At 37.1% G+C, this 21,593-nt stretch carries 18 protein-coding genes; 14 read left to right on the top strand and 4 right to left on the bottom strand.

All coding sequences use genetic code 11. The annotated features are described in order from the left end of the window. Positions 1–17 precede the first annotated feature (17 nt). Complete coding sequence (locus JAZ75_RS14050) at positions 18–803, bottom strand: hypothetical protein (RefSeq protein ID WP_208696189.1); 786 nt, start codon at positions 801–803, stop codon at positions 18–20. A gap of 195 nt (positions 804–998) precedes the next feature. Here JAZ75_RS14050 and JAZ75_RS14055 point away from each other — a divergent pair, with 195 nt between their 5' ends. Together JAZ75_RS14055 and JAZ75_RS14060 are read left to right on the top strand one after the other, a co-directional pair. Next, the gene (locus JAZ75_RS14055) at positions 999–1,895 is read left to right on the top strand and encodes an energy transducer TonB (RefSeq protein ID WP_132844615.1); all 897 of its coding nucleotides are present in this window, start codon (positions 999–1,001) and stop codon (positions 1,893–1,895) included. Between the two features lie 147 nt (positions 1,896–2,042). Further along, the gene (locus tag JAZ75_RS14060; RefSeq protein ID WP_208696191.1) at positions 2,043–2,552 is read left to right on the top strand and encodes a hypothetical protein; all 510 of its coding nucleotides are present in this window, start codon (positions 2,043–2,045) and stop codon (positions 2,550–2,552) included. A 69-nt stretch (positions 2,553–2,621) separates the two neighbouring features. On the opposite strand, the gene JAZ75_RS14065 is transcribed toward JAZ75_RS14060, so the two are convergent. The 3 genes from JAZ75_RS14065 to aspS form a co-directional block, all read right to left on the bottom strand. Next, a complete protein-coding gene (locus JAZ75_RS14065) occupies positions 2,622–3,758 on the bottom strand; it encodes an acyltransferase (RefSeq protein ID WP_208696193.1) in 1,137 nt (378 codons plus the stop codon). Between the two features lie 80 nt (positions 3,759–3,838). Next, positions 3,839–5,227, bottom strand: a complete 1,389-nt coding sequence (locus JAZ75_RS14070) for a LutB/LldF family L-lactate oxidation iron-sulfur protein (RefSeq protein WP_132844610.1) — start codon at positions 5,225–5,227, stop codon at positions 3,839–3,841. 93 nt (positions 5,228–5,320) lie between these two features. Then, positions 5,321–7,075, bottom strand: a complete 1,755-nt coding sequence (gene aspS, locus JAZ75_RS14075) for an aspartate--tRNA ligase (protein ID WP_208696195.1) — start codon at positions 7,073–7,075, stop codon at positions 5,321–5,323. A 519-nt stretch (positions 7,076–7,594) separates the two neighbouring features. On the opposite strand from aspS, the gene mraZ reads away from it, so the two are divergent. The 12 genes from mraZ to ftsA are packed head-to-tail and all read left to right on the top strand — an operon-like array spanning position 7,595 to position 21,570. Further along, positions 7,595–8,068, top strand: coding sequence for a division/cell wall cluster transcriptional repressor MraZ (gene mraZ / locus JAZ75_RS14080; RefSeq protein ID WP_031288067.1), 474 nt, complete (start codon positions 7,595–7,597; stop codon positions 8,066–8,068). After that, complete coding sequence (rsmH, locus tag JAZ75_RS14085) at positions 8,061–8,975, top strand: 16S rRNA (cytosine(1402)-N(4))-methyltransferase RsmH (RefSeq protein ID WP_132844606.1); 915 nt, start codon at positions 8,061–8,063, stop codon at positions 8,973–8,975. The genes mraZ and rsmH overlap by 8 nt, the downstream gene beginning before the upstream one ends. Positions 8,976–8,995: 20 nt before the next feature. Next, positions 8,996–9,406 (top strand): FtsL-like putative cell division protein, encoded by a 411-nt coding sequence (locus tag JAZ75_RS14090; RefSeq protein ID WP_021189603.1) that lies wholly within the window; start codon positions 8,996–8,998, stop codon positions 9,404–9,406. Between the two features lie 9 nt (positions 9,407–9,415). After that, positions 9,416–11,539 carry a penicillin-binding protein gene (locus JAZ75_RS14095; protein ID WP_021189602.1) on the top strand — a complete coding sequence of 708 codons (2,124 nt, stop codon included), beginning with the start codon at positions 9,416–9,418 and terminating at the stop codon, positions 11,537–11,539. Between the two features lies 1 nt (position 11,540). Continuing rightward, the gene (locus tag JAZ75_RS14100; RefSeq protein WP_183915812.1) at positions 11,541–12,998 is read left to right on the top strand and encodes a UDP-N-acetylmuramoyl-L-alanyl-D-glutamate--2,6-diaminopimelate ligase; all 1,458 of its coding nucleotides are present in this window, start codon (positions 11,541–11,543) and stop codon (positions 12,996–12,998) included. Between the two features lie 4 nt (positions 12,999–13,002). Next, positions 13,003–14,247: a phospho-N-acetylmuramoyl-pentapeptide-transferase gene (mraY, locus tag JAZ75_RS14105; protein ID WP_021190263.1), complete on the top strand. Its 1,245-nt coding sequence runs from the start codon at positions 13,003–13,005 to the stop codon at positions 14,245–14,247. A 4-nt stretch (positions 14,248–14,251) separates the two neighbouring features. After that, positions 14,252–15,625 carry a UDP-N-acetylmuramoyl-L-alanine--D-glutamate ligase gene (gene murD, locus JAZ75_RS14110; protein ID WP_208696197.1) on the top strand — a complete coding sequence of 458 codons (1,374 nt, stop codon included), beginning with the start codon at positions 14,252–14,254 and terminating at the stop codon, positions 15,623–15,625. Between the two features lie 35 nt (positions 15,626–15,660). Continuing rightward, the gene (locus JAZ75_RS14115; protein WP_021190261.1) at positions 15,661–16,869 is read left to right on the top strand and encodes an FtsW/RodA/SpoVE family cell cycle protein; all 1,209 of its coding nucleotides are present in this window, start codon (positions 15,661–15,663) and stop codon (positions 16,867–16,869) included. 12 nt (positions 16,870–16,881) lie between these two features. Further along, the gene (gene murG / locus JAZ75_RS14120; protein ID WP_208696199.1) at positions 16,882–17,985 is read left to right on the top strand and encodes an undecaprenyldiphospho-muramoylpentapeptide beta-N-acetylglucosaminyltransferase; all 1,104 of its coding nucleotides are present in this window, start codon (positions 16,882–16,884) and stop codon (positions 17,983–17,985) included. Between the two features lie 5 nt (positions 17,986–17,990). Further along, the gene (murC, locus tag JAZ75_RS14125; RefSeq protein WP_208696201.1) at positions 17,991–19,346 is read left to right on the top strand and encodes a UDP-N-acetylmuramate--L-alanine ligase; all 1,356 of its coding nucleotides are present in this window, start codon (positions 17,991–17,993) and stop codon (positions 19,344–19,346) included. Beyond that, the gene (locus JAZ75_RS14130) at positions 19,339–20,181 is read left to right on the top strand and encodes a cell division protein FtsQ/DivIB (RefSeq protein WP_021190259.1); all 843 of its coding nucleotides are present in this window, start codon (positions 19,339–19,341) and stop codon (positions 20,179–20,181) included. The genes murC and JAZ75_RS14130 overlap by 8 nt, the downstream gene beginning before the upstream one ends. Before the next feature lie 24 nt (positions 20,182–20,205). After that, positions 20,206–21,570, top strand: a complete 1,365-nt coding sequence (ftsA, locus tag JAZ75_RS14135) for a cell division protein FtsA (RefSeq protein WP_208696203.1) — start codon at positions 20,206–20,208, stop codon at positions 21,568–21,570. The last annotated feature ends 23 nt before the right edge of the window (positions 21,571–21,593 follow it).

Below are 21,593 nucleotides of genomic sequence, written 5' to 3' on the forward strand. Positions count from 1 at the left end.
CTAGTCTTTTTTTGTTTTTATAATGGGGCACTATAACCGTATGCTTCAGCAATGTTTTTAAAAACTCCATCTACTGATTCGTAAAAGTTGAGATTATAACCCTCTGCTCCCCAAAATACGGTTGCTATTTTGATGGATTTATCGGATTGAAAAATTGATAATAATTGTAGATTTTCAAAGTCAAATACGCCGCCATCATCTACGCGCCAAGTACTCATTTCATCATATTTTGCAGGAAAATCTAACGTGATTAACTGATCATTATGTAGATAAGTCAGTACAGCAAGTGCTGAATCATTTTTAACCTCAAATAATGTTATATTTATCTGAGCTTTATTATTGAGTTCTGCTAGGGTTGAACTTTGTGATATCTTTCGATTATAATGCTTCGCTATTTTTAACTTTATCTGTTCATTTGTCTCTTTGTTAATCTTCTTGAATGGTAGAATTTGATTTTGATCAATGAATTTTTGATTCACTATTAAAGCAAAATCACCCTCTTTTATTTGCTCCTTTAAACTGAAAAAAGTACCACCATTATTCGAGAAATTGTGGCTTGTTTGTCGACCATTAGAGGATTCACTTTCAGGTTTAGTAACTGAAAAATTAATGGGAGTGATTTTGTTTTCAATAATAGCATGTGTTGCCGCCTCAGGTTTAATTTTTTCGTCTTCAACAGCCAAACTAACTAAAGAATCTTTTTTTTCATTTAAAAAAGCAAAACCTACAATGGCTTCAACTTTGTCTGTTTTGAGATTGCTTTCTTTTTTTTCTTGTTTGATTTGTTTTGGTTCTTCATTCATGCAACTTGTTAATAATGAAGAAGCTATGATGATAGATGAGAATGTTATAAAGTTTTTAACCATTTTCTATTTTGAGGATTGATTTGTTCTCTATGGTTTAAAAATACGGTAAATTTTATAAATGAAAAATTTTCTTTTATGGAATTTTAATTACTGTGCATCATATGTTAAAATGTAAACTTAATTTTTAAAGCTATGCTAAACTCCAAATTGAATATTTACAAATCGGAATGGTTAGAGGTTGTTTTTGCAGGACGTAACCAATCTTATGGCGCTTTTGAATTGCGTAATTTATCGAATAAGGCAACGAACTGGTCGGTCGTAATTGTTTTAAGTGCAGTTGCTTTAATCGTGCTAAGTAGTAGCATATACAAAACATATTTCAAATCAGAAGCGCCAATTATAAAAGAACGAATAACAGTTGTCGATTTACCTCCCCAGGTTGAGCAGAAGGAAAAAAAGGAGGAAGACAAAATTGTAGAACCTATCCCTATTGAAAAAGAAGCACCACAACAAGTTGCTATAGATTTACCAAAGCAGGAAGTAATTCGTTTCGTTGAACCTAAAGTTGCTCCTCAAAGTATGGTAAAAGAAGATGTGGTGACGCAAGATGAACTAAACAAAACCAATAAATTGGCGGGACGCTTGAGTTTGAAGGCAAATCCTAATGGAACATCTATTGCAAGAGGTGAGTTTGGTACAGTAAAACGGGATGGTGGAATAACCGGCACTAACAAAGATGGTGCATTACATGGAGATCCAGATGCTATTGTTGGGTTTGAGCATATAGAAATTCAGCCAAGACCGCAGGGTGGGATGGAAGCTTTTATGAAATGGGTAGGCGAAAATTATCAGTATCCTGAAGCCGCTTTACAACAAGGTGTCAGTGGAATTGTTGAGGTTTCATTTGTAATTGAGAAAGACGGTACATTAACAGATATCCATGTAAAGCGTGATGTTTCCCATGGAACAGGGAAAGCTGCTGTTGAATTGCTTGTCAAAGCAAAAAAATGGAAACCAGGAGTTCAAAACGGTCGTCCGGTTCGGGTAGCCTATACATTGCCTATTCGGTTAAATACAGTCTCTCAATAAATATATTACTATTAGGGTTTAACTTTATTTAACAGTGGACGATTTAAACTTTAGGTAGTTTTCAACATCTTATTAACAAATGTCTGTAAACTCATCAATTAAAAATGGAGTAGACAAAGTTGTTAATAGTATTAAATAGAAAATATCATGAAAAAGTTAATGTTAAGTTTGTTGCTATCTGGAGCAATGTTTGCGGGTTTTGCACAAGAAAAAGCTAATATTAAAGAAAACGTAAACCATGATGGTCACCGTTCTGGAAAACGAGAATTTAAGTTAGATAAAAAATCAGCAGAAGAAATTGCGCAATTGCGTACGGATCGTATGGATCAGAAATTAAAATTTACGGATAAGCAGCGTAAGGAAATCTATTCATTGCAATTGGATCAAGCGAAAAAGGATAAAAAGAACTTTGCGGATCGTAAAGCTGCCATGGAACAGATGAAGAAGGATCGCATGGCTCAACGTGAAAAGTTGATGAAAAATCTAAATCCTGATCAACAAAAACTGTATAAAGAGTCATTTGCTGAAAATCATAAACAGCACCGCATGCGTAAATCTGGAGATCGTCCAATGCGTCGTGATCGTTTGGACAGAAATGATAAAGGTGAAAAAAATAGTATAGAGGTTAAAAAAGATATAACCGAAAAAAATAGTTAGTCTGTTTTAATGGTTTGGTTTTAATTGGTTTTTGGTAAAAAAGGTCCGTTCGTAAGAGCGGACCTTTTTTTATTTAACAAATCTTCTTGTTATGGAATTGGTGTCAAATAGCTTAGTCACTAGGTAACTTAAGACAAAACTAATAACGGCGATGAGAATTATTTTTAGACCAGCAGGTAGATATGGAATTTTGAAAAATAAGTCGGATATACCCTGTACAATTATAAAGTGCGAAAGGAATATCCCAAATGTTGCAAGAGACCAATCTTTTAATGCTTTTGATTCACGCACCTTCAATCTTTGAAATATAATAAATACTGAAAAAGTCATCATCGCGACGTTTATGGAGCAGAAATACCACACGATCTCTAAATTAGCATAGTTGGCAGGAAAATATTTTTGTGTAATTAGGAAACCTGAAAAAGTAATAACAAATCCGATCAAAAAGAGCGGAACAGCGATTGATAATGTTTTGTTCCAAGACCAATTTAAAGGGAATTTTACTAAATAATAGGCGAGAACGATGTAGCCGATAAAACCAGAAAAATAATAAAAAGTTCCAAACTCATTCCAGGTACAGACTCCCCAAATACCCGTATTGCCGTAGTTGCCGTTGTAACCTAATAGTGGAGCAGCCATTTTAATGTAGGGCAAAACTAAGGTTACAATCCAAAAGCCTAAAAAGATCTGTATGTCTTTTTTCGAAGCGCGATCTAACCATGAACCAAATATGGGTATGATTAAATAAATGCCAATGAGCATGTAAATGTACCAAAGGGGTGTTGTATCGTAATTGAAATTAAAAATTGAGGTAATTATTTTCGTCATAGTTCCTTCTACAGTGTATTTTTCAATTGAAATCAACCCATTTGGGCTTTTTTGAATAAAATAGGCGTATAATGCAAATGCTATTGGAAGTGCAATGGACCAAAATAATAATGGAATAATGATGCGCCCGATACGTTTTTTATAAAATGTAGCGAGGTCGGTCTTAATCGGAAATAATAAAATACCGGACATCATGGCAAATAAAGGAACGCATGGTCGCACAAGACTTCCTATGAACACTGCTGTATGAAAAGAAAAGCTATTATCAAAAGAAGCGACAAATGCATCGCAGCTATGGCAGAGTACGACTAAAAAGCAAGCGAAGATTCTTAAAAAATCAATCCAGGGAATGTAAGTTCTTTTTGTTTGTAAATCCATAAATAAATTAGGTTTTTATTGATGGAGCTAAGCTAGGAAAAAAAATAGCAATTGATTTCAAATCAATTGCTACAATCTTGTTAATCTTTATTTTTTTGTTGCTCTTTCCACTGTTTGGAAAATGATTTGTCTGCAATTTTTGGTAATTGTCGATTATTTCCCCATGTTTTTTTGAAAAATTTACTAATAAAGAAGTTCTTGATCTTTCCGCCGAATAAATCGATCAGCTTTCTCCTTTGTATTAGGTAAGTAAATCCTTTCCATGCTTTTTTCTCGATTGCTGGTGATAGATCCTCTGCTACGGAATCTCTACGGTTTAGCAACAGCATACGTTGAATATCGATACCAACCGGACATACTTCTGTACATTTACCGCAAAGCGATGAAGCATAGCTTAAGTGTTTAAACTCTTTCATGCCACTGAGGTGTGGAGATATGAGTGAACCGATTGGACCTTGATAAGTCGTTTCATAAGTGTGTCCACCAATATTTTGATAAATAGGGCATACATTCAGACATGCTCCGCATCGGATACAATAAAGGCCCTGACGTTGGTCTTTTTGCGCTAATAGATTGGTTCGTCCATTATCCAGTAAAACGACATACATCTCTTCTGGTCCATCAGATTCATAAGCTTGTCTTGGACCGCTCAGTAGTGTGTTATAAACTGTTAAATTTTGACCTGTTCCATGAGTGGCAAGCAAAGGCCAGAATAAATCAAGGTCATTGATCGATGGTAATATTTTTTCAATACCTACAATAGCAATGTGAATTTTTGGGAAAGCTGTTGTTAAGCGGGCATTTCCTTCATTTTCTGTAATGGCAATACTACCGGTGTCTGCTATTAAAAAGTTTGCTCCGGAAATACCGATATCAGCAGTTTTATATTTTTCACGTAAGAGTTCACGTGCTTTCATCGTCAATTCTTCAGCTGTTGCTTCGAGCGGAGTGCCAAATCTTTCGTTGAATAATTGCGCTATATCTGCAAGACTTAAATGCATCGCCGGTGTAACGATGTGGTAAGGTTTTTGATCCAATAATTGAATTATAAATTCACCGAGATCACTTTCTAATGCCTCTATTCCTTTATTTTCTAGAAAATGATTGAGTTCAATCTCTTCAGAAGCCATGGATTTGGATTTGATAACACTTTTTGCATTATTTCGTTCCATGATCTTCCAGATTTCCTGACGCGCTTCTTCTGCGTTATTGGCCCAGATTACTTTACCTCCTCGTGCTATAAATTTGCTTTCAAATTCGAGTAGATATTTATCTAAATTTTCAATAGCTCTCCATTTTGTTAGATTGGCTTCTAAACGGGAGTTCTCCAGATTTACAAATTTACTCTTCCCTTTTTCGAAAGCAATAGTATACTTGTCGATATTATAGTTAATAATATCGCGATGTTTACTGTCGAAAGATTTTGTCGCACTTTCTTTTAAAAATTTATCTGCAGAGCTTACTGACATCTAATTCTTTTAATTTTACAAAAAAAGTTGGTAATAAATTACCAACTTTTAAAGATAACGCTTATAAATTATTTATCGCATGATGCGATCAAATTATTTAACTTTTAAATTCAAATTTAAGCTCAATTCGTTCAATTGATCCTGATGGATAGTTGAAGGAGCATCGATCATCACATCTCTTCCTGAATTGTTTTTAGGGAAAGCAATGACGTCACGAATAGAGTCTATTCCAGCTAATAATGCAACTAAACGATCAAATCCAAATGCTAATCCACCATGCGGAGGAGCACCGTAAGTAAATGCTTCCATTAAGAAACCAAATTGTTTTTGTGCCTCTTCGGGTGTGAACCCTAAATGTTTGAACATCAAAGATTGCAATTCACGATCGTGTATACGAATCGAACCACCACCTACTTCAGTACCGTTGAGTACAAAATCGTACGCATTTGCTCTAACTTCACCAGGATTAGTATCCAATAATGCAATATCTTCCGGTTTTGGAGAAGTAAAAGGATGGTGCATCGCATGGTAACGTTCAGACTCTTCATCCCACTCTAATAGCGGAAAATCAAGTACCCAAAGTGGTGCAAATTTGTTTTTATCACGAAGACCCAATTGATTGGCCACTTCAAGACGAAGTTCATTTAATTGTTTACGTACTTTATCTTTTGGACCGGCCATGATTAGGAATAAGTCACCAGGTTTAGCATTAAATAATTTTGCAAATTCTAATAATTGCTCAGGTGTATAAAACTTATCAACGGAAGATTTTACCGTACCGTCTTCATTGTAGCGCGCATATACAAGACCTGTTGCACCGACTTGAGGACGTTTTACAAAATCGGTCAATGCATCGAGCTGTTTACGAGTATAGTATGCACAATTTTCTGCGTTAATACCAACTACTAATTCAGCTGCATCAAACACAGGGAAGCCTTTGTCTTTTGCAACTTCATTTAATTCTACGAATTGCATACCGAATCGGATATCTGGTTTATCAGAACCGTATAAACGCATCGCATCGGCGTACGTCATACGAGGTACTTCTCCCAAATCAATATTCTTGATTTTTTTGAAAATATGCTTTGCTAAACCTTCAAATATATTTAAAACATCTTCTTGCTCTACGAATGACATTTCGCAGTCAATCTGTGTAAATTCGGGTTGACGGTCTGCACGTAGATCCTCGTCACGGAAACATTTTACAATTTGAAAATACCGGTCGAAACCAGATACCATCAATAATTGCTTGAATGTTTGTGGCGATTGTGGTAAGGCATAGAATTCTCCTGCATTCATACGAGAGGGAACAACAAAATCACGAGCACCTTCCGGTGTTGATTTGATCAAGACAGGGGTTTCAACTTCTAAAAAGTTTTGCTCGTCAAGAAAACGACGAACTTCCTGAGCTGTTTTGTGACGTAAAATTAAGTTTTCACGAACTGGGTTACGACGTAAGTCTAAGTATCTGAATTTCATTCTGATGTCTTCCCCGCCGTCAGTTTCATCCTCGATGGTAAATGGTGGCGTTTTCGCCGAATTTAATATTTCTAAAGAAGAAACTTTGATTTCAATTTCTCCAGTTGGAATTTTTAGATTTTTACTCGAACGTTCGATAACTGTTCCAGTTACTTTAATCACATATTCACGGCCTAGTTTACGTGCGCTAGCGCGTAAAGAATCGTCGTCATCCGAATTAAAAGTTAATTGTGTAATGCCATAGCGATCTCTTACATCTATGAAAGTCATTCCGCCTAAATCGCGAGATTTTTGAACCCAACCGCTAAGTGTTACTGTTTTACCTAAGTCAGCTATTGTTAATTCTCCGCACGTGTTTGTTCTATGCATACGCTAAATTTTAATTTTACTACAAAATTATCTGTTTTTAGGGAGAATAACGAATGGCAATTTTGTTTTTTGAAAGAAACTCCATTACACTTTTGGAAGCTGCTATTATTTCCATGGTAAATTAAATTTTTCATTCTTAGAATTGGTTAATTTTGAAACTAGTTGGTGTATTTTAAGGATGAATTTTAATGTTTTTATTTATCTGTTTTTTTATCCCACATTCTCCCATTCTTGAGTCATTTTTTGTAAAAAATATGTTTTTTGACGTAGTTTCAGTCCAGTTTGACGAAAATAAAAGTGATTTTTGAGGTCTTTTTTTTCGTGTTATACCGTTTTTTAAAACGGTATAAAAACTGTATTTATGCACTGATATTTAGCTTTTTGCCTGCTTTTTCCTCAAGTAATTTTCAATTAAATGTAGCGGTCGGGCTATGTGGAAAACTTTTTTGTGGGTAAAAGTGGGTAAAAGTGGGTGAAAGTGTATACTTTTACATTGAATTTGAAACCAATGTGTACAAAATGAGTTTTTTAATTGGCGAATATGAATGCAAGTTGGACACCAAAGGAAGAATGGTGTTGCCCGCTGCGCTCAAAAGGCAATTGCCTGATGTTGAGCGTGAGGGACTTGTGATCAATCGTGGATTTGAAAAACATTTGGTGATCTATACGCGCGAGGAGTGGAATGCGATTACAGCTCGGTTAGCTCAGTTGAATCAGTACGTTGAAAAAAATAGGATGTTTATCCGAAATTTTACACGTGGTGCAACGGAGCTAAGTTTGGATGCTGCTGGTCGTGTTTTGTTGCCAAAGGGTTTGCTAGATTATTCAGGTATCACAGGTGAAGTTGTTTTGGCTTGCCAGGTTAATAAAATTGAAGTTTGGTCCAAAGACGGATATGAAGAGTTTATGAATGGAGATCTTGGAGAGGATTTTTCAGCTTTGGCCGAGCAGGTTATGGGAGGTTTTGATTTAGGAGGATTAGCGAATGGATAATGTTTATCACGTACCAGTAATGTTAAAAGAGTGCATGGATGCTTTGGCGATTAAGCCAAATGGTATTTATGTGGATGTTACTTTTGGTGGCGGAGGGCACTCAAGAGAAATTTTGAAACACTTGGGACCTGAGGGCAGGTTATTTGCTTTTGATCAGGATCCAGATGCATTAAATAATGTGATTGATGATGCTAGATTTACCTTGATCCATCAAAATTTCCGTTTCTTAAAAAACAATCTTCGTTTGAACGGGGTAAAGCAGGTGGATGGTATTTTAGCTGATTTGGGAGTTTCGTCTCATCAGTTTGATGCCGCTGACCGCGGCTTCTCTATTCGTTTTGATGCGGATCTGGATATGCGTATGGATCAGATTTCTGATGTTGACGCTCGTACAGTATTAGCGACTTACGCTGAGGAGGATCTTCATCGTATTTTCGGAATGTACGGGGAGATCGTTAATGCAAAAACATTGGCAAAGACAATTGTGACAGCTCGTTTGACTGCTCCTATTAATACGGTTGCGGAATTAAAGGAAGCGATCAAGAAGTTAGTGCCTAGAGGGAAAGAGCATAAATATCATGCCCAGGTTTTTCAGGCTTTGCGTATTGAAGTTAATAAAGAGTTAGAAGCTCTGCAGGAGTTTTTATTACAGACGGTCGATGTTTTAAAATCTGAAGGACGTCTTGTGGTCATGTCTTATCATTCTTTAGAAGATCGCTTGGTTAAGAATTTTATGGCTAAGGGCAAGTTTAGAGGTGATGTAGAGAAGGACTTTTTTGGGAATGAAATAAAACCATTTCATGTTATCAGTCGTAAAGCAATTACGGCTAATGATACAGAACTGGTTGAAAATAATAGATCGCGTAGTGCGAAACTGCGTATTGCTGAAAAGTTGGAGATAGCTTAATGCTTTAATAAAGTGTCGAGATGGGCAAGAATACAATAAAACAGCAGGGATTAAGCGAGGAGCTTCAAGAGGAACTACAGGAAGCAGTTGAGGAAAAAGCCGAGGAGACCCAGAAGTTTCTGCGGACGCTACTTACTGCTGGTAATTTGTCTATATATTCCATCGTCAATTATCTGCCATTTATTGGGTTTGTAACACTGCTCATGTTGCTTTATATTACAAATAGGCATTTTGCGGAGCGTACGATTCGTAATATCGATAAGCTTGGGAAGGAAGTTAAAGAGTTAAGCTGGGATCATAAATCACTTTCGGCAGAACTCATGAAAATGTCCACTCAAACTGAAATTGCGAAACGTGTGGATTCTTTAGGTTTGAAAGAGCGGGTAGAGCCACCGATCAAGATTGAAATTGTAAAAGAAAAAAAGAAGTAGGAGACGTTTATGAATATCAGAACTACCATTCTATTTCGTGTTTATATCGCATTCGGTTTAATCGTCCTTGTGGCGATTGCTGTGTTTACGAAGCTTTTTCATTTACAGTATATTGACGGTGATAAATGGCGGGAGTTGTCAGATAGTTTATCCATTCAGGAGCGTGAAGTAGAGGCAGCTCGTGGAAATATCTACTCTAATGATGGAAGCTTATTGGCGACATCTGTACCTGAATACGAATTGCGCTTTGATGCTATGGCTATTCCGGAAGAGGAAAACGATTATTTCAATCTGAAAGTTGATTCTTTGGCGATTAAACTGTCGGGATTTTTTAAAGATAAATCTTCTAGACAGTATTTGACATTATTAAAACAGGCAAGAAATAAAAAGCAACGTTATGTCTTGATTAAGCGAGCTGTTTCGCATCAGGACCTGAAAGTAATTAGGAATTTTCCGTTGCTTAAAGCTGTTCGTGTTGGTAAAGAACGATATCCTGGTGGTTTGATTACAGAGCGTCAGAATAAGCGTATTCTTCCGTTTGTTAATTTGGCTGCGCGGACAATAGGCTATAAAAATGTCAAAGAAAATATTCATGTTGGACTTGAAGGTGCCTATGGTGAATATATTGACGGAAAAAGTGGAAAGCGCCTGATGCAAAGAATTGCAGGGGGTGTATGGATTCCAGTTAACCGAGATATTGAAGTGGCTCCTGTAGATGGGGCGGATATTATCTCAACCATTGATATCAATATGCAGGATATGGCACAAAGGGCCTTGGAGAAGCAGATGATAGCAAGTAATGCTGATGAAGGTTGTGTTGTGATGATGGAGGTTAAAACGGGAGAAGTTCGTGCTGTTGCAAATTTTACGAAAGACAAAGATGGTGTCTACCGTGAAAAAATGAATATTGCGATTGCACAGAGTGCTGAACCAGGATCTACATTTAAACTAGCATCTTATCTGGCTGCTATTGATGATGGGTTGATCGATTCGAGTACTCATGTGAATGTTGGAAACGGAAACTGGCCAATCTACCGTCACACGATTAAAGATTCACATGCGCCTAAAAAATCAATAATGAGTGCGCAGGAAGCTTTTGAACAATCGTCAAACGTAGGTATTACGAAATTGATTTATGAGCATTATAAAGATAATCCAGGGAAATTTTCAGCTAAGCTGCATTCTTTTGGATTAGATCAGAAATTAAAATTACAAATAACGGGAGAAGGAGCTCCCTTGATAAAAACTCCAAAAAGTAAGAGTTGGAGTGGTCTGTCACTTGTACAAATGGCTTATGGCTACGAGCTAAAAGTGACACCATTACAGATGTTGACATTGTATAATGCCGTAGCGAATAATGGAAGAATGATTTCTCCGCTTTTTGTAAAAGAAATCAGACACCTAGGTAATACGGTTGAAAAATTTGAAGCAAGGGTTATTAATGAGAAGATTGCTTCTGATAAAGCCTTGGGACAAATTAGGGGAATGCTGGAAGGTACGATGAAAGATGGAACAGGGAAAACCTTGAGAAATCCATTGTATAGTTCCGGTGGTAAAACAGGAACGGCTCAAATGGCAGACGGTGCGATGGGATATCGTAATCGTAAATATCAATCTTCTTTTGCAGGATATTTTCCTGCTGAAGATCCAAAATATTCGATCATCGTGGTGATTCGAAATCCGAGAAACGGATATTATGGTGCGTCAACAGCGGGACCGGTTTTTAAAGAGCTAGCTGATATGGTGTATGCAAATGATTTGGATATGCACAGTGCTTTTAATAGAAAAAAACTAAATACGTCGGCCTTGAATACGAAGGCTTTAACATTAAAGGGATCGCGCGAAGCGACTCAGAAAGTGTACGAGCAGTTAGGTTTAAAAATTGTGAATTGGAATTCAATTGCACAGAATGATTCAACAAGTTCAACGCTTGGAGTTCCATTTGTGGAGTATCAAATAAAAGAGGGTGTAGTGCCAAATGTTATGGGAATGGGGTTGATTGATGCTTTGTTTGCTCTGGAGAATTCTGGATTTAAAACAAGCGTGATTGGAAAAGGAAAAGTGATTAAGCAATCTTTGATTGCAAGTCAGAAATTACCAATTGGTACAGGTGTAACAATAGAACTGAAGTAGAATGAAGAATTTAAAATCAATATTACATGCTATTCCTGTACAGGAGGTAGTCGGTCAACTAGATGTTGAGGTAGTATCGCTTTGCTTTGATTCGCGTCAGGTCGTGTTCGGAAGTTTGTTTATTGCCGTTAGAGGTGTACATACTGATGGGCATTTATTTATTGAAAAAGCAATTGCATTTGGAGCAAGAGCAGTAATTGTAGAAGAGTTGCCGACAGAGACGTTGGATTCTGTTGTTTATATTGTTGTAGCCGATTCAGCATTAGCTTTGGGTATTGTTGCATCTAACTTTTATGATAATCCGTCAAAGAAATTGAAATTGGTTGGCGTGACGGGAACGAATGGTAAAACAACTGTTGCAACGTTGTTGTTTCAGCTGTTTTCAGAATTGGGTTATCATGTTGGGCTTTTGTCAACTGTACAGAATCAGATCGGTGATCGTATTATACCTGCAACACATACAACTCCTGATCCTATTCAATTAAATCACCTATTGAGTGAAATGGTTGAAGAGGGATGTGATTACTGTTTTATGGAGGTAAGTTCGCATGCAGTAGTGCAACAACGGATTGCAGGTTTGAAATTTACAGGCGCTATTTTTACGAACATTACGCATGATCATCTGGATTTTCATAAAACTTTCAGTAGTTACATTAAGGCAAAGAAAAAGTTTTTTGATGATTTAGATACAGCAGCTTTTGCACTGACGAATGAAGATGATCGTAATGGACAGGTGATGTTGCAAAACACATTTGCTTATAAAAAGACATATGGCTTGCATTCTGGTGCTGATTTTAGTGCTAGAATTGTGGAAAGTCATTTCGATGGAATGTTGATGAACATCGATGGTCATGATGTTTGGGTGAAATTAGTTGGAGGCTTTAATGCTTATAATTTATTGGCAGTTTATGGAGCTGCTATTTTGCTGGAGCAAGAAACTGTTCGTGTATTGACTGCAATGAGTGTCTTGACTGGTGCAGAAGGACGTTTTGAAACCATGAAAGCACCGAATGGCGTTTTTGGAATAGTTGATTATGCACATACACCTGATGCTGTTGAGAATGTATTGCAGACCATTGAAAAATTACGTAATGAGAGTCAGCAGATTATTACGGTACTGGGATGTGGTGGTGATCGTGATAAAACAAAAAGACCCGAGATGTCACAGTCGGCATTACGTTATAGTGATCGTCTGATTATTACATCAGATAACCCGAGAACGGAAGATCCGCTTGTTATTATCAAAGAGATGGAAGCGGGTGTTGCTCCTGAGCAAAAGAGTAAAGTTTTGTCTATTGCCGATCGTAAAGAGGCTATCCGAGTAGCATATCAATTGGCTAAGCCAGGTGATATTATTGTGGTAGCTGGAAAAGGACATGAAAAGTATCAAGAAGTGAATGGTGTACGCCATCATTTTGATGATAAAGAAATTTTAGAATTAACATTTAACGAAGAATAAGAATATGTTGTACCATTTATTCACATGGTTAAACGAATACGTGCACATTCCAGGAGCTGGACTGTTTCAGTATATTTCTTTCAGAACATCGATGGCGGTGATTGCATCATTGATCATCACGACTGTCTTTGGAGGAAAACTGATTCAGGTACTTCAGAATAAGCAAGTGGGAGAGACCATCCGTGATTTAGGATTAGAGGGGGAGAAAAAGAAACAAGGTACACCAACTATGGGTGGTTTGATTATTATTGCAGGTATTCTAATTCCGACTTTATTGTTTGCGAAGCTGACGAATATTTATGTCATCATTATGATCGTTTCTACACTTTGGATGGGAGCTGTCGGATTTTTGGATGATTATATTAAAGTATTTCGTCATAATAAGGAAGGCCTGGCTGGCCGTTTTAAGGTAATCGGTCAAACTGGTTTAGGTATTTTCATTGCATGTACAATGTATTTTCATCCAGAAATTGTCGTACGTCAAAATGTTGCGTCACCTACTTCGACTAAACCTGTTGAGGTTGTGATCAATCAGAGTACCGGTGAGAAGACTTATGCAGAGAATGTGAAATCATCGAAAACAAATATTCCTTTTTATAAGAATAACGAATTTGACTATGCTAAAGTGTTTAAGGTATTTGGACTTAATAGTAATGTTTTAACGTTTATTGTATTCTTGGTCGTTGTTGTATTTATTGTGACAGCGGTATCTAATGGTGCAAATATAACAGATGGTATTGATGGTTTAGCAACGGGTACTTCTGCAATTATTGGTGTTACACTAGCCATTTTAGCTTATGTGTCCGGTAACGTTATTTTTTCAGACTACCTGAATATCATGTATATTCCTAATTCGGGAGAGCTTGTGATTTTTGCAGGTGCTTTTGTTGGGGCATGCGTTGGCTTTTTATGGTACAATACTTATCCTGCTCAGGTATTTATGGGAGATACGGGTAGTTTGGCTATTGGTGGTATTATTGCCGCTTTTGCGATTTTGATCCGTAAAGAACTGCTGATCCCGATATTGTGCGGTGTTTTCTTATTGGAACTGGTTTCTGTTATTTTGCAGGTTTCTTATTTTAAATACACAAAGAAAAAATATGGTGAGGGAAGACGTATTTTCTTAATGTCTCCTTTGCATCATCATTTTCAAAAGAAAGGTTATCATGAAGCTAAGATTGTAACCCGGTTTGTGATTGTTGGAATTATTTTGGCCATTTTGACCATCGTAACATTAAAAATTAGATAACAGTATGGCGAACATTTCATCAACATATTATCCACAGTCGGGAAAACTAATCGTTCTTGGAGCAGGTGAGAGTGGTGTAGGTACTGCTATACTGGCAAAACAGAAAGGTTTTGATGTTTTTGTTTCTGATATGGGAATGATTGCATCGCACTATAAAGTGCAGCTGGATGAAGAACAGATTGCTTATGAGGAGGGTACTCATACCGAGGAACGTATTTTATTGGCGGATCTTGTTGTGAAAAGTCCCGGTATTCCGGAACATGCTCCTTTAGTCATTGCGTTGAAAGCTAAACATATTCCTATTATTGCAGAAATAGAATTTGCTGCACAATATACCGACGCTAAATTGATCTGTATTACGGGATCAAATGGGAAATCGACCACTACCATGTTGACCTATGAGATGCTGAAGCATGCAGGTAAACATGTAGGATTAGCAGGAAATATCGGTAAAAGCTTTGCGTTGCAAGTAGCACGTGAGCAATTTGATGTTTATGTATTGGAAATTTCGAGCTTTATGCTGGATGATATGTACCAATTTAGAGCAGACATCGCTGTTATTTTGAATATTACCACTGATCATCTGGATCGTTATGATTATAAGGTGGAGAATTACGTGGATTCTAAGTTTCGAATGATTCAAAATCAGACAAAAGACGATTACTTCATTTATTGTTTGGATGATCCACAAACAGCAGCAGGTTTAAAAAGACATCATACTGCAGCAATGCATTTGCCTTTTACACAGGAACAAAAAGTAGAATTTGGAGCATATTTGACTTCAATTAAAGATATTATAATTAACATACCTAATAGCGATACATTTACTATGAGAACGGAAGAGTTGTCTTTGACAGGGAAACACAATGTGTACAACAATATGGCTTCTGGCCTTATTGCTAAGGTTCAAGAGTTGAGAAATCAAGCTATGAAGGAAAGTATGAGCTCATATGTTAATATTGCACATCGTTTGGAGCAAGTAGCTTGTATAGGTGGCGTTAATTATATTAATGATTCAAAAGCAACCAATGTTAACTCGGTTTGGTATGCTTTGGAAAGTGTATCCACACCTATCGTTTTGATGTTAGGTGGCGTGGATAAGGGCAATGATTATGAAATGTTGCGCGATTTAGTTAAAAATAAAGTACGTGCTATTGTTTGTATCGGCAAAGATAATACGGCTATTCACGCCGCATTTGAAGATGATACGGAATTGATCGTAAACAGTTCTTCTATGAAAGATGCGGTGCAATTAGCATCTCATTTGGCTCAAAAAGGAGATACGGTATTGTTGTCACCAGCGTGTGCAAGTTTTGACTGGTTTAAAAATTACGAAGATCGCGGTGATAAATTTAAAGCCGCAGTGATGGAGTTGTAGTGGATATAGGTTTTATAAATCTAAAGTAATTAAATATGGTAGAGCATCTACTTTCTAAATTAAAGGGCGACCGTTGGATATGGATTATTGTAATCCTGCTTTCGGGCTGGTCTTTGTTAGCGGTCTACAGTTCTGTAGGAACGTTGGCATATAAAGAAGGTAAGGGAACAGAATTATATCTGTTCAAGCACTTCTCTTTAATTGCTGTTGGTTTTGTGTTGATGTATTTATCGCATAAACTGGATTACCGTTATTATGCAGGTATTTCCAAATTGTTGATGGCGATAACGGTTCCATTGCTTTTATATACATTGATTTTTGGAAGTAAGGTGAATGATGCAAGTCGTTGGGTTACGATCCCTGTGATTAATCAGACGTTTCAAACTTCCGATTTGGCAAAGTTGGCATTGATTACGTTCTTAGCTCGTATGTTGTCTAGGAAGCAAGAGGAGATAAAAGATGTCAAGAAATCATTTATTCCGATCATGGGTGCTGTTTGTGGTGTCTTTGTTTTAATTGCTTGGGCGAATATGTCTACAGCAATTATGTTGTTTGGGGTATGTGTATTACTGCTCTTAATTGGGCGTATTAGTTTTAAGCAGATCGCTATTGTATCTGCCGGTGTGGTATTGCTCGGAATAATTGTTGTTTCGATCGGTCCAAGACGAGCAACTTATTACAGTCGTGTCAAGTCTTTTATCGGGGTTGAAAAAGATAAACAGGAAGGTATGCCTGTTTCATTTCAGGATGATAAAAACTATCAGGCTAATAATGCGAAGATTGCAATAGCGACGGGAGGTGTTTTTGGTAAAGGACCAGGTAATAGTATTCAGAGAAATGTATTGCCACACCCTTATTCGGATTTTATATTTGCCATCATCATTGAAGAATATGGAACAATAGGCGGTGTCGTCTTAATTTTTCTATATCTCGCTTTGATGTATAGATGTATTCGTATTGTGACATTAAGCCCTAAAGCATTTGGTGCTTTTTTGGCCGCAGGGCTAGGCTTTAGTTTGACTATTCAAGCATTTGCGAATATGGCAGTAGCAGTAGGTTTGGGTCCGGTGACCGGTGTTCCGCTTCCCTTAGTGAGTATGGGAGGAACATCGATTCTATTTACCAGTATTGCATTAGGAATTATCTTAAGTGTAAGTAGAAATATTGAAGAGTTAAAAGGTAAACAGGAATTGGATGAACGACCAAAGGAAAAAAGAGTGGTCGTTGGTACGATTCCGGTATAAAAGATATAAAGAATGGCTATACGTGTGATCATAAGTGGTGGTGGTACTGGCGGACATATTTTTCCGGCAGTAGCAATTGCTAATGCACTAAAAGCATTGGATCCGCAAAATGAAATTCTTTTTGTTGGAGCTAACGGCCGTATGGAAATGGAGAAAGTTCCAGCAGCAGGTTATAAAATTGTGGGATTAGATATTCAGGGGATCAATAGACAACAGTTTTGGAAAAATATATTTTTACCGTTCAAGCTGTTTAAAAGCATGAACAAAGCACGTAAAATTGTCCGTGAGTTTAAACCTGATGTAGCTGTTGGTGTTGGTGGTTTTGCTTCTGGCCCCTTATTGATGGTAGCAAATCGATTGCATATACCAACACTCGTACAAGAACAAAATTCTTATGCGGGAGTTACCAATAAGCGCTTAGGAAATAAGGCAGCTAAGATTTGTGTTGCTTATGAAGGTATGGAACAATTTTTTCCAGCAGAGAGATTATTGTTAACGGGTAATCCGATTCGCCGTGCTTCTATTGAGATTGAAGGTAAGCGTGAAGAAGCGTTGGCCTTTTTTGGATTAGATGCTGATAAAAAGACAATTTTAGTCACGGGTGGTAGTCTAGGAGCACGTACTTTGAATGAAAGTGTAATGGCTTCTCTCGGGAAGTTTGATGATGCAAATATACAAGTGATATGGCAGTGTGGAAGTTACTATTTCGATCAATTAAGTCAAGAATTGAAAGATAAACTTTCTGGTCGTGTTCATATGCTTGCTTTCTTGCAACGTATGGATTACGCTTATGCAGCGGCTGATATGATTATTGGCCGTGCAGGTGCTGGAACGATCTCAGAACTATGTGTGGTTGGTAAGCCAGTAATATTGGTTCCTTCGCCCAATGTCGCGGAAGATCATCAAACAAAAAATGCGATGGCTTTGGTGAATAAACATGCGGCGGTATTAGTTAAGGATAACGAGGCAAAAGCAACATTATTTGACACAGCTATTGCTTTGCTCGGTAATGAATCTGAATCGAAAGCTTTGGCTCAAAATATAAAGAAATTAGCGCTTCTTGATGCGGACGTAGTCATTGCAAAAGAAGTTTTAAAATTGGCAAATAAAAGGTAGAAATAATGAAAATTGACGCAATCAAACAAGTATATCTTATTGGGATAGGTGGAATTGGAATGAGTGGACTTGCTCGTTATTTTGCTCACTTAGGATGCGTAGTGAAGGGATATGATCGTACGGAAACGGAATTGACTAAAACATTAGTGTCCGAAGGAATTGAAATTTCGTATGTTGATGATGTTAATACGATAGATCCGATATTTAATATTTCTAATGAAGAAACATTAATCATTTTTACTCCTGCTATTCCTAAAGATTCTAAAATTAAACATCATCTGGAAGAAGTAGGGCATACGCTACATAAGAGATCTGAAGTTTTAGGCATCATTAGTGAAAGTCGTTTTACAATTGGTGTGGCAGGTACACATGGTAAAACGACAACTTCTACCATGGTGGCCCACATATTAAAGGATAGTGGCTTTGACTGCTCTGCTTTTCTAGGCGGTATCAGTTCCAATTACGATACAAATGTTTTGTATGGTAATAATGATGTGGTCGTCGTAGAAGCGGATGAATATGATCGCTCATTCTTAACCTTACATCCTAATATAGCTATTGTGACTTCAGCTGATGCTGATCATTTGGATATTTATGGTGATGCAAGCCAACTTTTGACGACTTTTCAAATGTATTTGGATCGAGTTGTTGAAGGTGGTACGCGTATTGTTAAGAAGGGTTTACCTTTTGAAAGTCAAATCTCGTATTCTGGACATGATGTTGCAGATGTTTATGCTTCTAATGTACATGTTAAAGATGGAGAATTTTATTTTGATTACATTTCAGGAGATGCAAAGATTGAAGATATTCATTTGGGAATACCGGGCACGCATAATGTTGAAAATGCTGTAGCGGCAATAACTGTTGCCCGTATTTTGGGTATTGCAGATGATAAAATAAAAGTTGCACTAACGAATTTTAGAGGTGTTAAAAGACGTTTTGAATATATCGTAAGAAGTCAGTCTGCTATTTATGTAGATGATTATGCACATCATCCGGAAGAGTTGCGTGCATTTTTGAGCTCGATGCGTAAGCTATATCCGAATAAGAAGTTGACAGTTGTATTTCAGCCACATCTCTTTACGAGAACCCGTGATTTTATAGAAGGATTTGCAGAAGTGCTTTCTATGGCAGATCGTGTATTACTTATGGAAGTCTATCCTGCTCGTGAATTACCTATCGAAGGTGTAAATTCATCTTGGTTGTTGAGTAAAATCACGGCACCGGAAAAAGCTGTTGTTACAGCCGAGGAAGTATTGGCAATTGCTCAGCGTGAAAAACTGGAATTGTTGGTGACAGTTGGAGCTGGTGATATTGATAAATTAGTAAAACCATTGAAGGAAATTTTAGCACATGCTTAAATATTTACACAACATACGATGGAATCGCGTATTATATTTATCACTCTTTTTTTTAGGTGTGATAGCTGTAATCATTGTGATGTCCTTGGTCAATCGCAAAGATGACCTTCAAGTATGTCGTGAGGTAAATATTTTTATTGAAGGAAAAGAAGCTTTTATTGATCAAGGAGATATCTCTGCGCTTATCAGTAAAAGTTATGGCAATATAATTGGTAAGCCATTACTTGATATTCCTTTAGAAAAGATCGAAAAAACGTTGAAAAAGTTGCCTTACGTATCTAAGGCAACGGTTCATTTGGATATGGATGGTATTCTAGCCATTAATATCGCGCAACGGGAAGTCGTTATGCGTGTCATTAATAAGAATGGTCGGGAATATTATATCGATTTAAATGGATTGAAGGTACCAACTACATTGAAATATGTACCTCATGTCATGATTGCAACAGGTAATATTGAAGAGGGGTATAAGAATCCTTTGGATTCGATTAACTCTACACTGGTAAAAGATTTATTACGAGTGACACAGTTTATCGAAAATGATGAGCTGTGGAGCAATCAAGTTGTACAGGTATTTGTTAACAATGATAAAGATATTGAATTGGTACCTCGGGTCGGAAATCAGCAGCTTGTTATCGGCACTGCCGATTCTTTAGACCAAAAGTTTAGTTTGTTGCAGACATTTTATAAAGAAATAATCCCTAAAGTCGGGGTTGACGCTTACAATAAAGTGAATGTAAAATATGCAGGTCAAATTATTTGTGAAAAACGTGGTGTTTGGACATTTGATGATCTGCATAACCCGGAGAAGAAAGTAAAGAATAACACATTATAGTATACAGCATCAATACAGAATATTATGAATCCAAAATCAGCAGAAGTCGAAAGAGAGAACCCAATTATTGTGGGACTCGATATTGGTACAACCAAGATTTGCGTTACAGTTGGAAGACGTAGTGGCGGAAATAAAATAGAACTTTTAGGCGTTGGTAAAGCAGATTCGGCAGGAGTAAGCCGAGGTGTGGTCGCGAACATTCAAAAAACGGTGAGCAGCATTCTTGAAGCGGTTGAGATAGCCGAAAATCAATCAAATGTTGATATCAAAGTGGTGAATGTTGGTATTGCTGGCCAACATATCAAAAGTATTCAACATCGTGGTATTTTTACCAAGACTGATAGCGATGATGAAGTTACAAGAAAAGATATTGAACGTCTTATTTCGGATATGTATAAATTAGTGTTGCCTCCTGGAGAAGAAATTATCCATGTGTTGCCGCAGGAATTTACGATCGATAATGAGCCGGGTATTCGAGAACCGATCGGTATGGCAGGACGTCGCATTGAAGCGAATTTCCATATTATTTCGGGACGTGTTACGGATATTCGAAATATTAAAAGATGTATTGATAATTCAAATTTAGAGGTTTCAGAATTAATTCTTGAACCTTTGGCATCATCTGAAGCTGTATTGGATGATGACGAAAAAAATGCTGGTGTTGTTTTAGTTGATATTGGAGGAGGTACTACAGACGTAGCGATTTTCCATGAAGGAATCATTCGTCACACTGCTGTAATTCCTTTAGGAGGGAATATCGTGACGGAAGATATTCGTCAAGGTTGTTCTGTATTGAGAAGTCAAGCTGAGTTGTTAAAAACACGATTCGGATCTGCATTAGCTGATGAAAATAAGGAAAACGAAGTAATTTGTGTTCCCGGATTAAAAGGTCGTGAACCTAAAGAGATTTCAGTAAAAAATCTTGCATACATTATTCAAGCACGTATGGAGGAGATTATTGAACATGTGTACTATGAGATCAAATCTTCTGGTTATGAAAATAAACTGATCGGAGGAATCGTTATTACTGGAGGTGGTGCCCAATTGAAACATTTGGTACAACTTGTTGAATATATTACTGGCATTGATTGTCGTATCGGTTTTCCTAATGAATACTTGGCAAAAAATGAAGTTTTGCCAAAGGCTTTGTATGAAGAATTGAAAAGTCCATTATATGCTACCAGTATAGGTTTGTTGATGAAGGGTATTCAGGCGCACGAGGATGAAGTAGAGACCAGAAGAGCGCCTAAAGTTGTGAAGAAGGATGTTGAGTCTGTGAAAGAGGTCGGCGAGCAACAACAGAAGGAGCATGGTTTGCTAACATGGTTCAAAAAATTAATGAAGGATGGCAATGAAATTGATGATGCCACTTTCTTGGATAAAAAATAGTTTTCAACACTTTATGTTTTTTT

It is taken from the genome of Sphingobacterium sp. UDSM-2020 (assembly GCF_016132525.1).
GTDB classification, from domain to species: Bacteria; Bacteroidota; Bacteroidia; order Sphingobacteriales; family Sphingobacteriaceae; genus Sphingobacterium; species Sphingobacterium anhuiense.